The sequence below is a fragment of the Hoeflea sp. genome (genome assembly GCF_984452065.1).
Genome location: NZ_CFHWAF010000031.1, coordinates 14,613 through 24,545 on the forward strand (window position 1 = coordinate 14,613; position 9,933 = coordinate 24,545).

The 9,933-nt window shown below is 59.9% G+C and carries 11 protein-coding genes; 7 read left to right on the plus strand and 4 right to left on the minus strand.

Translation table 11 applies throughout. The features are described 5' to 3' along the window. A partial coding sequence (locus AC5E6N_RS08220; protein WP_491747367.1) for an AMP-binding enzyme occupies positions 1 to 370 on the plus strand: 370 nt, incomplete at its 5' end. Between the two features lie 12 nt (positions 371 to 382). On the opposite strand, the gene AC5E6N_RS08225 is transcribed toward AC5E6N_RS08220, so the two are convergent. After that, the gene (locus AC5E6N_RS08225) at positions 383 to 1,198 is read right to left on the minus strand and encodes a sugar phosphate isomerase/epimerase family protein (protein ID WP_491747368.1); all 816 of its coding nucleotides are present in this window, start codon (positions 1,196 to 1,198) and stop codon (positions 383 to 385) included. A 388-nt stretch (positions 1,199 to 1,586) separates the two neighbouring features. On the opposite strand from AC5E6N_RS08225, the gene AC5E6N_RS08230 reads away from it, so the two are divergent. Beyond that, positions 1,587 to 3,227: a class I adenylate-forming enzyme family protein gene (locus tag AC5E6N_RS08230; RefSeq protein ID WP_491747369.1), complete on the plus strand. Its 1,641-nt coding sequence runs from the start codon at positions 1,587 to 1,589 to the stop codon at positions 3,225 to 3,227. A gap of 32 nt (positions 3,228 to 3,259) precedes the next feature. On the opposite strand, the gene AC5E6N_RS08235 is transcribed toward AC5E6N_RS08230, so the two are convergent. Together AC5E6N_RS08235 and AC5E6N_RS08240 are read right to left on the minus strand one after the other, a co-directional pair. Further along, complete coding sequence (locus AC5E6N_RS08235; RefSeq protein ID WP_491747370.1) at positions 3,260 to 3,577, minus strand: 2Fe-2S iron-sulfur cluster-binding protein; 318 nt, start codon at positions 3,575 to 3,577, stop codon at positions 3,260 to 3,262. A gap of 71 nt (positions 3,578 to 3,648) precedes the next feature. Then, positions 3,649 to 4,176 carry a VOC family protein gene (locus AC5E6N_RS08240; protein ID WP_491747371.1) on the minus strand — a complete coding sequence of 176 codons (528 nt, stop codon included), beginning with the start codon at positions 4,174 to 4,176 and terminating at the stop codon, positions 3,649 to 3,651. Between the two features lie 117 nt (positions 4,177 to 4,293). Between AC5E6N_RS08240 and AC5E6N_RS08245 the strand changes: the two genes are divergently transcribed. The 3 genes from AC5E6N_RS08245 to AC5E6N_RS08255 are packed head-to-tail and all read left to right on the plus strand — an operon-like array spanning position 4,294 to position 7,218. Then, positions 4,294 to 5,553 carry an aromatic ring-hydroxylating oxygenase subunit alpha gene (locus AC5E6N_RS08245; protein ID WP_491747372.1) on the plus strand — a complete coding sequence of 420 codons (1,260 nt, stop codon included), beginning with the start codon at positions 4,294 to 4,296 and terminating at the stop codon, positions 5,551 to 5,553. A gap of 7 nt (positions 5,554 to 5,560) precedes the next feature. Continuing rightward, positions 5,561 to 6,358, plus strand: a complete 798-nt coding sequence (locus AC5E6N_RS08250) for an enoyl-CoA hydratase-related protein (protein WP_491747373.1) — start codon at positions 5,561 to 5,563, stop codon at positions 6,356 to 6,358. After that, entirely contained in the window at positions 6,355 to 7,218 is an 864-nt protein-coding gene (locus AC5E6N_RS08255; protein WP_491747374.1) for an SDR family oxidoreductase, read from the plus strand. Before AC5E6N_RS08250 ends, AC5E6N_RS08255 begins: the two co-directional genes overlap by 4 nt. Positions 7,219 to 7,256: 38 nt before the next feature. Here the strand turns inward: AC5E6N_RS08255 and AC5E6N_RS08260 are convergent, their stop codons facing one another. Beyond that, the gene (locus AC5E6N_RS08260; protein ID WP_491747375.1) at positions 7,257 to 7,994 is read right to left on the minus strand and encodes an SDR family NAD(P)-dependent oxidoreductase; all 738 of its coding nucleotides are present in this window, start codon (positions 7,992 to 7,994) and stop codon (positions 7,257 to 7,259) included. A 68-nt stretch (positions 7,995 to 8,062) separates the two neighbouring features. Between AC5E6N_RS08260 and AC5E6N_RS08265 the strand changes: the two genes are divergently transcribed. Both AC5E6N_RS08265 and AC5E6N_RS08270 read left to right on the plus strand, forming a co-directional pair. Then, a complete protein-coding gene (locus AC5E6N_RS08265) occupies positions 8,063 to 9,037 on the plus strand; it encodes an AMP-binding protein (protein WP_491747376.1) in 975 nt (324 codons plus the stop codon). A gap of 308 nt (positions 9,038 to 9,345) precedes the next feature. Then, a partial coding sequence (locus AC5E6N_RS08270; protein WP_491747377.1) for an SDR family NAD(P)-dependent oxidoreductase occupies positions 9,346 to 9,933 on the plus strand: 588 nt, incomplete at its 3' end.

Sequence of the window (9,933 nt, forward strand, 5' to 3'; positions counted from 1 at the left end):
CCACATGGGCGACATGTTTCGCGTAACCCCGCACGGTTACGAATTCACCGGACGGTCGAAATACCTCATCAAGTCGGGAGGCGAAAACATCTACCCGGCCGAGATAGAACGCATCCTCCTGGCCGATGCGCGCGTGGCGGACGCCATCGTCGTCAAAAAACCCGACTCGCGCTGGGGCGAGGTTCCCGTTGCTGTCGTCGCACGGAATTCGGATGCGCTGACGGAGGATCAGGTGATGGAGATGTGCCGGGCCGAGCTGGCCGGATATAAATGCCCGAAGAAGGTCGTCTTCGTCGCGCTTGAGAACCTGCCGCGCTCGGTTTCGGGAAAGATTGTACGCGAAGCGGTCGAGGAGATGGTCGCGGCCTGAATGGCGCCATGCCTATCCGCCGTCAAAGCCTTCGGCGAGCAACACGTTGGTGGCGCGAATGAGACGCTGCGCCCGCTCGAGCGGTGATACGCCCCTGTCGGCCAGGCGTTTGAGCGGCGCCTCGATGTCGACCGGACAATCAGCCGGGAGCGCCGCCAAAAAGGCCGGCAACGGAAACTCTCCCTCGCCAGGAATGCCGCGATTATGCAGAGCTTCCCCGAAACCGGCCTCGGGTACGTCAAGCGGACCGTCGCATATCTGCGCCGCGCCGATCAGCCTCGCATCCGTCGCCTTGAGATCCGCGATATTGCCGCCCGTGCGAATAAGGTGGAGCACATCAACGAGCAGGCTGAGATTGTTGTGGCCGCTTCTGCTTACCAATTCAGCGCCCGCCTTGATGGACCGTACCTTCGAGAACGTCATGAACTCGATCGACACGGCAATGCCGCGTGCCTGTGCGAGCTGCGCGAACTGCGCCATTCGCGCCGCGGCGCGCCCGGCGTCCGGGTCCTGCACAAGCGCCGTCAGGCGCCGGGCACCGATTTCCGCTCCAATGTCGAGCGCCGGTTCGAGATCGGCGAAATCGGTCTCGGGACCGATGGAGAAACAATCGAGGTTGTGAACACGCACATCGTGTGTGCGGCAGGCAGCGACGAAAGACTTGAGTTCCCGCCCGGCTTTGACCAGGGGAAAAATGTCGAGATCCGTCGACGGCGGTGTGACGAACACCGACACACATGAAAGACCCGCTTCCCGCGCGATACCCGGCAGGTCGACAGGTGCGACATCCATAAGGCAAAGTTGGTGCAGGGCCAGCGGATGCGTCACGTCGGATATCCCGGGAAAACCTTACGGACTTCGCACTTTCTCGGGCCGATGCTGCCGTCAATCGGTGCACTCCGGGCACAGACGGGAGTTTTACGCCGGGCACTTCGGTACGGTCCGGGGGACATATCGGGCTCTCTCCTCCATCGCAAACCGCGCCGCCAGAGACCACCACGGCGCGCAACCCGGTTGCATTTGTATTATAATTTCGTTTTCTAAATATGCAAAATATTCATGCCTGATGACGCACAACAGAATTCGCACGCTTGAATCTCGGTAAAATTGTTCAATTTCCGCTGCAATATACAAATTTTCTATTGTATACATATGTCGCGTTTTTCATATTCATATGAAACGCTGCAGGGGCCCGAGCCTCTGATGGAGGACAGCGATGCTGGAATTTCAGAACTATACGGCGGTCACGACGGTGGGCGACCTGCTGATGCACGCCGCGCGGGCGCACGGCGAGAAACAGGCGCTGGTTTTTCCGGACCGTCATCGCAGTTTCGCAGAGCTGCAGGCAGGCGCCACGAGGATGGCGCGCGGGCTGAGGGCGATGGGCGTAAGACCCGGCGATCATGTGGGCATACTTCTGCCCTCTTCCATCGAAACGGCCGAAGCCTTTTTCGGCATCGCGCTGCTTGGCGCGGTCTCGGTCCCCATCAACGCCCGGTTCAGATCGCGGGAACTCACATATATCGCCGATAATGCCGACCTCGTCGCCATTGTCACAAGCGGCAAGGTGGCGGACGGTGTCAACTTCATCGAGCGCTTGAACGAGAGTTTTCCGAAGCTCGCGCATCAACCCATGGACGCTGACCTCGATATGGAGGGCGCGCCCAGCCTGAAGCGGATTGTCCTGATGAATGAGGACCGTGCGCCTGGCTTTACCTCGGCAAATGCTTTCGCCGAAGCCGCGGACGCGACCCGGGAAGACGAGATTTCGCATTTGAGGGCCCGGGTGCGCGTTTCAGACACGGCGCTCATTCTCTACACATCCGGAACCACCTCGAACCCGAAAGGATGCCTCATCCCCCACGAGGCCATTGTCAGAACCGGACAGGCCATGGCGCGGCGCTACGAGATGACCGAAAAGGACGTCTTCTGGTCCCCCCTGCCCATGTACCACATCGGAGCGATGTTTCCGCTGTGCGCCGCATACTCCGTGGGCGCAACCTATCTGTCGATGCAGCATTTCGAGGCAGGTGCCGCCATGGAGATGATCGAGCGCCACCGGGCCACCATCGCCTACCCGACCTTCAGCACATTCATCGCCGACATGATCTACCATGAGGATTTCGCACGGCGCGACCTCAGTTCCATCCGGATCATGAATTCGAACATGGCCATGCAGCCCGCCGGCTTCGCCAAGTCGATCCAGGACAAGATCCCGGGTCTTATCCAGGTCGGAACCTATGGAATGACCGAAACCTCCGGCGCGGTGTCCACGAGTTTTCCCGGCGACAGCTACGAATCGCGGACCCGCAGGCTCGGCAAACCGTTTGACGGTCTCGAGGTTGAAATCCGCCACCCCGACGGGTCGATATGCGCGCGGGACGAGGTCGGCGAGATCTGCGTGCGCGGCTTTTCCGTCTTTAGCGCATACTACAAGGACGCCGAAAAGACCCGCGAGGCGAAGCGGGACGGATGGTTCCACACCGGGGATCTCGGTTCGCTGGACGCGGAGGGAACAATGATGTTCCACGGGCGCCTGAAGGACATGCTCAAGGTCGGCGGCGAAAATGTCGCGGCGCAGGAAATCGAATCCCTCATCGGCGGGCACGAAGCCGTGAAGCTTTGCCAGGTGGTCGGTCAACTCGACCCAAGATTGCAGGAAGTGCCGGTTGCCTTTGTCGAACTGAAGCCGGGAAAGATCACGACCAGGGACGACATCATCGGCTTCTGCAAGGGCAAGGTCGCGAGTTTCAAGGTTCCGCGCGACGTGCGCTTTATCGAGGAATGGCCGATGTCGGCCTCGAAAATTCAGAAGTTCAGGCTACAGGAGATGCTGGAGGATGAACCGGCGCAGTAAACAGGCCGGGACCATTCCACGGTTCGGTACGCCTAGTCTTCCGGAGCCAGCGTGACCCGGATTCCGTCCAGCCCATCCGTCATCTCGATTTGGCAGGACAGGCGCGAATTCTCCTTGTAGTGTTCCGAAAATTCCACCAGTTCGAACTCGTCCGCAGACTGTTCTTCCAGCTTTTCCATCCAGGCCGGGTCCACATAGACATGGCACGTCGCGCAGGAGCACATTCCGCCGCAGATCGCGGCGATATCGAGTCCGCCGACATTGCGCAGGTTCAGCATCAGTGACATGCCGGCTTCGCCTTCGATCACCGTTTCCGTTCCGTTACGGTCGACTACATGGATTTTCGGCATGCGGGCCCTCTCCGTTTCCCGATAATTGCATTATTATAATTTATTATCAGTATACAATTTGACGAGAAAATTCAATCCAACACGATCCGGGCCGTTGTGCCGTCCCAGTTTTCGGCTGCCGTTTCGATTTTCTTGAAGAACTGCAGCAGTCCCGGTGAGGGCTGGACCAGTTCGAGAACCCGGCCCTGATTGCCGGGATCCGTGTCCAGATAGGCAAACGGAATCCCGGCAGCCGTGGACCCGCTCATCAGCACGGACACATCGCGTTCCTGCCAGCCTGCGAGATCGGCCGCAAGGTCGTCGCTCAAAGCGCAGACATGATGCAGCCCGCCGCCTTTTTCCGAGATAAAGTCGGAATATGCGGATACTCCGCCCCCTGTTTGCTGAATAATCTCGATCTGGATGCCGCGATGGCTGGCGAGCGCCGCGCAGATTTGCGCATCGCACGGCTCGCCCCGGTAATGGACCTCGGCAAACGGCACATGCTTCGAAACGAAGAAGGGGCCGACCCCGAGAACGCGCACCCAATGCTCGATAGCGGCGTCCATGTCTTTGACGACGTAACCCAGTTGAACGATGTCGCTAAAACCTGTTGCCATGGGGCGGCCTTAAAAAATACGAAACTTGCACTTTTCATATACGAGAAGGCTATATAAAATACAACGCACATGGGAGAAAATATGCCTCTCGATGTTCACCGGGAGAAGGAGGTTGCAATGAATTCAGAAGAGATTCAGGAGATTCTTGATCAACAGGCATATGAATCCAAACGGAGCGGACCGCCCGAAGGCTTTCCCACATTACCCGATATTCCCGGCGATCGCTATGTGGACCCGGAGTTCAATCGGCTTGAAATCGAACGGATGTGGCACAGGTCCTGGGTCTATGCGATTCATTGCGACGAGGTGCCGGATGTCGGATCCTACGTGCAATGGACCCGGCTCGGCGAGCCGCTCTTCTTCATCCGCGGCGAAGATCAAACCGTCCGTTGCTTTTACAACACCTGCCGCCACCGGGGAGCGCCCGTTGTAACCGAGGCCTCCGGCAAATCCCGTGGCGTGTCGTGCAAATATCACGGCTGGACCTACAATACGCGCGGCGAACTCATCAACCTGAGGGACCGGCGTGACTTCGTGGATCTTGACCTGACCTGCCGGTCGCTCATCGAGGTGCGCTGCGAAAACATCGGCAATCTCCATTTCGTCAACCTCGACGACGATGCCGAGCCGTTGCGCGACTATCTCGGACCGATCGCCGCCAACTTCGACGAATTCCGGCCGGACACCTTGATGCTGGTCGACAAGACCGCGATCAAGGTCGACTGCAACGTGAAAGTGCTGCTCGATGCCTTTCTTGAAGTCTATCACCTGAAGTCCATTCACCAGAACACCGTCGACCGCTTTCTCGATCACCGGGGCAGCGCCATCACGCTCTGGCCGGACGGCCACAGCCGTATGGTCACACCCTATAAGCGCGAAGGCTGGACCGATCCCGGCGTGAAGGGGCTCCCCGAAGTCGAAGGAATGGATCCGTGGTTCAAGGAAACGAACTATTCGGTTCTGGCCTATCCGAACCTTGTCTCGCCGGTCGCGAATGCAGGCATTCCGGTTCTGTGCTTCTGGCCGGACACCATCGACACGATGACCGTCGAGGTGCATTGGTTTGCTCCCTCCTGGGGCGACGGGCCGCGCCCGGAGATGTGGGACACGCGGCTTGAGAACTTTCTCGCCATTCTCGACGAGGACCTGCAATTCGCCGACAAGATCCAAAAGTCCGTGGAGAGCAAGGGGCTTCGCGGATTTCCTTTGAACTATCAGGAACGGCGCATTTACCATTGGCATGAGGAACTCGATCGCCGCATCGGGGCAAAAGACATTCCGGACCGGCTGCGCGTGCGTGAACGGCTTGGCGGCTGGGTGAGCGCCCCCGAAATGGCGCAAGCGCCTCAAGCCGCCGCCGAGATGGCCGAAACCTGATTGCTCCATGATGTCGAAGAACACGGATAGGCCCGTCCTGACCGAGCGCCGCGGTGCGGTCCAGATCATCACATTGAACAGACCCGGCGTTTCAAATGCCGTGGACGCGGAAGGCTCCTATCTTGTTGACCGTTTCGTGCGCGAGGCCGAGGCGGCGACCGAGGTCGGCGCCATCGTTCTGACGGGAACGGGCGGGCGCGCCTTCTGCGCGGGCATGGATCTGAAAGAGGCCGCGAGACGCGGTGCCGGCGGCGGGCTGGTGCCGGGCGCGGGGTTCTGTGGCCTGACCGAACGGGTGGTTGCGAAACCGGTCCTTGGCGCGGTCAACGGAGCGGCGGTGGCCGGTGGTTTTGAAATCGCGCTGGCCTGCGACATGCTGGTCGCGGCCGAGCATGCCGTTTTCGGCCTTCCCGAAGTCAAGCGCGGCATGGTCGCTTTCAGCGGCGGTGTTCAGCGTCTCGCCCAGCAACTGCCCCGTCAGATTGCAATGGAGATGGTGACCGTTGGTGCATTATTGCCCGCCCGGCGCATGGAAGCCCTCGGCATCGTGAACCGGGTGGTTCCGGGTGAGCGTGTGCTTGACGAAACCCTGGCACTTGCCGACGCCATGCTTGAGAACTCCTGGAATGCCGTCTGCTTCGGAAAGGAACTGTTCAATCACGCGATGAACGAGCCCCTTCCCGACGCGATTGCGCGGGGGCATGCCGATGCCGACCGGCTCATGCGGTCCGAGGACAGCCGCGAGGGCATTGCGGCCTATGCGGAACACCGCGACGCCGATTTCAATAAGGACAACCGGTCATGAGTGACAAGCATCCCGCGAAATGGGGTTTGACACCGCAGGAAATGGCCACGCTCCCCACGGTGTTTTCGCCTGACCTTCTGTCCGGGCAGCGGTTTCTCGTGACCGGAGGTTCGCAGGGAATGGGAAAGGCGATGGTTTTCCTGCTGGCCCGGCTCGGTGCGAAAGTGATGATTTGCGGACGGACCGAGGAAAAACTGGCGCGAACCAAAAGCGAGGTCAAGGAGCTTTTGGACGCCGACATCTCCTATCAGGCGATGTCGATCCGCGACACCGATCAGGTTGACGTGCTGCTTGACGCCACATTCGAGGAATTCGGCGGGCTCGACACGCTGGTCAACAATGCGGGCGGTCAGTTTCCGCAGGACGCGATCGACTTTACGCGCAAGGGCTGGGCCGCGGTTATCGATCTCAATCTCAACGGAACCTGGTGGATGATGCAGGGCGCCGCCCAGCGCTGGCGCGATCGTGGCGAAGGCGGCCATATCGTTTCGAACGTCGCCCATGTCGAGCGCGGAATGCCGCAGGCCGCGCATACCTGCGCCGCACGGGCCGGCGTCATCTACCTCACCCGCACCGTTGCGACGGAATGGGCCCCGCTCGGCATCCGGGTGAACTGCGTGGCACCGGGCGCCATCGCCACGGAAGGGCTGTCGCAGTATCCGCCGGAAGCGACCAAACGGTTCGGCAATGTCAATCCGATGCGCAGGATGGGCAGTGGCTGGGACGTGGCCGAAGGCGTCGTCTATCTTTCGGCCCCGTCCGGAAACTTCATCACGGGCGAAATCCTGACAATCGATGGCGGTATGCGCATGTGGGGCACGGTATGGCCTGCCGGCGTGCCGGAGCATTTCCAGGTTTAGAGCCCATTCGGGGATTACCGGCTGGGGTTAGGCGCTTACTAACGTGGAATCATTGCCATTGCGCCCTTGGTCATGCCGCCGTCCACAACCAGCTCGTGACCGTTGACATAGGAAGCGTCGTCGGACGCCAGCCACATCACCGCGTGGGCAATATCGCGCTCCGTTCCCAGACGCCTCAGCGGCACGCCCTTGCTCCGGCGTTCCGCCACCGACGGATCATCGTAAATTCCCGAAGACATGCCGCCATGGATCATGCCGGGAGCAACGGAGTTGATCCGCAAACCGTGGGGACCCCATTCCAGGGCCATGATTTCCGTCATCGCAGCCAATCCCCGCTTGGCCGACGCGTAGGCGTTTGTTCCCGGTGACGTCGCGATCCCGCCGGTTGAGGTTATGTTGATGATCGACCCCGAACCGCGCTTGATCATATGTTCCGCGACAAGCCGCGCCATCGTGAAGGCACCGGTCAGGTTGATCGAAATCATGCGTGCGAAATCCTCGGTCGATGTTTCCAGAAGCGATTGGAACTTCACAATCCCGGCATTGTTGACCAGAAGGTCGGGCACACGGTCAAGCGCATCAAGCGCCGCCACGGCGCTGGCTTCGTCCGTCACGTCCCCTTCAAAGAAGTAAGCATCCGGCAATTTTTCGAGGACGTGCGCGGCCCGGTCCCGCGACAGGTCGAAGATGGCAACGTCCCAGCCTAGTTCGTGCGCCCGCAGGGCCGTTTCGGAGCCGAGCCCGCCTCCGCCTCCCGTAATGAATGCCAGCGGCATTGCCTTCCTCCATTGTATACTTTACTTAGGCTATATAAACACAATTATTGGTCACTGGAAAGAGCACGATGGGTGAAAGGGCAGCGCAGGCGCACAAATTACCCGCTCGGACAGATACGCTGCCGGGCCTGGTCGACCATTGGGCAAAGGCTTGCCCGCACGCACCGGCATTGGGTTCGCTCGATTTTGCGGCACTACACAAGGAGAGCATGCATAGCGGCGATACGACCGCGCTCACGACCATTGGGGCGCGGGATCCGCTGGTGGCGGTGCCACGCGCCCTGGCCGGCCTTGCTGACGGCACCGTGGTTTTCCCGGCGCAAGCACCTGTCGGAAATCCGTCGCCGGGCGAACTGCTGTTCCCGGTTCGGCGCGACCGGCAGGAAACGGACTTCGTCCGGATGCCCCAGGACCGGCTGATCGCCATGGCGATGGCGCTGGCGAAGCGTTATGAATTCAGCCGCGATGACCGCGTCTATCTTTCCGGTCCCCTTGACGATTCGGGAACGTGGCTTGCCCTGGTCGCGGCGATCTACGCCGGAACCCCCATATCGCTTGACCCGGAAGGCGCCACCGTCCTGTGGATACGCGATGGGTCGGACGCTCAAGTTGATGCACACACCCGCGTTCTTCACCTTCAGGCATCCCCCGAAACCTTCGCGGATTTACACAAGCGGCATCCGGAACTGACGCTGGTCAACGGTCTTGCGCTGCCGGAGGGCTGCGGTCTGCCGATCTGTTCGGACCCGAGGGATCCCCCGCGCACCGTCAGCACAACACTCGGCCGCCCTCTGGGTGGCACGGAAGTGATGATCGTCGATCCCCGGACCGGGATGGACAGGTTGCTCTACGAGACCGGCGAAGTCTGGCTGAGGGGAAAAGGCCTCATGACGGGCTATGCCAGCGGTTCGAAAGCCTTCGAGGCCGCCCGGTTCCTGCCGACCGGAATTTTCGGCTATCTCGACAGCGAGGGTCGCCTGGTTCTGCCGGATGGGGAAGCCGACCTGGATGCGACCCATGATGATGGCGCCGATACCGGGTAGCGCGCTCATATACACTGAGCAAGGTTTATGCATACGAACGTCGTCGGGTCTGAAGAAATCACGGGCACTCATTTTGCCGCTTTCGGAAGATTGAAGTGATGTTGTGTGTAAAAAACCAATTTTTTCATACAAGAGATAATCCGGAAAGGTTTTCAGAACTTCAGCAAAATAAGGGTTTTTCATTTCAATCTCGGACTGGCACGCGCTTTCCCTCTCATCAATGGACAGAATATTGATTGTCCTGTATACAATTTAACTTCGAGATCGATACTGAACGATGAACCAGCCGAAGAAATTGGGAGAAGACCATGGACCTGGGCCTTAAAGGCAAGAAAGCCATTGTGACCGGCGCCACAAAGGGCATCTGCCGCGCGCTTGTGGAGATATTGGCGGCGGAGGGCTGCGACATCGCCTTCTGCGCACGCAGCCAGGACGATGTGGAGGCGACGGCAGACACACTGAAATCCCACGGCACCAAAATCATCGGCGGCACGGCAAATGTAAAAGAGGTCGAAGGCTACCAGAAATGGTTGACCGAGGCTGCCGAAGAACTTGGCGGCTGCGATATTTTCGTGCCCGGCGTATCGGCCGGCGGCGGCATGGAGGGCGAAAAGTCCTGGTACAAGGCTTTTGAGATCGACCTCATGGGATGCGTGCGCGGCACCGACGCTCTTTTCCCGGTGCTAAAGGAGGCGGGCAATGCCAGCGTTGTCTTCATTTCGACGACCGCGGCGGTGGAAACCTTCATTGCGCCGATGCCCTATAATGCGATCAAGGCATCGCTCATCACCTACGCCAAGCAGATGTCGCAGGCCCATGCCAAACGCGGCATCCGCTTCAACGTGGTCTCGCCCGGGCCGATCCTCATCGAAGGCGGCAGTTGGGACCAGATTCGG

What these genes read in the sequence shown, in the direction of transcription:
- AC5E6N_RS08230 (WP_491747369.1), top strand. Translation starts at nt 1,587, where the DNA reads ATGCTGGAATTTCAGAACTATACGGCGGTCACGACGGTGGGCGACCTG.
- AC5E6N_RS08235 (WP_491747370.1), bottom strand. Translation starts at nt 3,577, where the DNA reads ATGCCGAAAATCCATGTAGTCGACCGTAACGGAACGGAAACGGTGATC.
- AC5E6N_RS08240 (WP_491747371.1), bottom strand. Translation starts at nt 4,176, where the DNA reads ATGGCAACAGGTTTTAGCGACATCGTTCAACTGGGTTACGTCGTCAAA.
- AC5E6N_RS08245 (WP_491747372.1), top strand. Translation starts at nt 4,294, where the DNA reads ATGAATTCAGAAGAGATTCAGGAGATTCTTGATCAACAGGCATATGAA.
- AC5E6N_RS08250 (WP_491747373.1), top strand. Translation starts at nt 5,561, where the DNA reads ATGATGTCGAAGAACACGGATAGGCCCGTCCTGACCGAGCGCCGCGGT.
- AC5E6N_RS08255 (WP_491747374.1), top strand. Translation starts at nt 6,355, where the DNA reads ATGAGTGACAAGCATCCCGCGAAATGGGGTTTGACACCGCAGGAAATG.
- AC5E6N_RS08260 (WP_491747375.1), bottom strand. Translation starts at nt 7,994, where the DNA reads ATGCCGCTGGCATTCATTACGGGAGGCGGAGGCGGGCTCGGCTCCGAA.
- AC5E6N_RS08265 (WP_491747376.1), top strand. Translation starts at nt 8,063, where the DNA reads ATGGGTGAAAGGGCAGCGCAGGCGCACAAATTACCCGCTCGGACAGAT.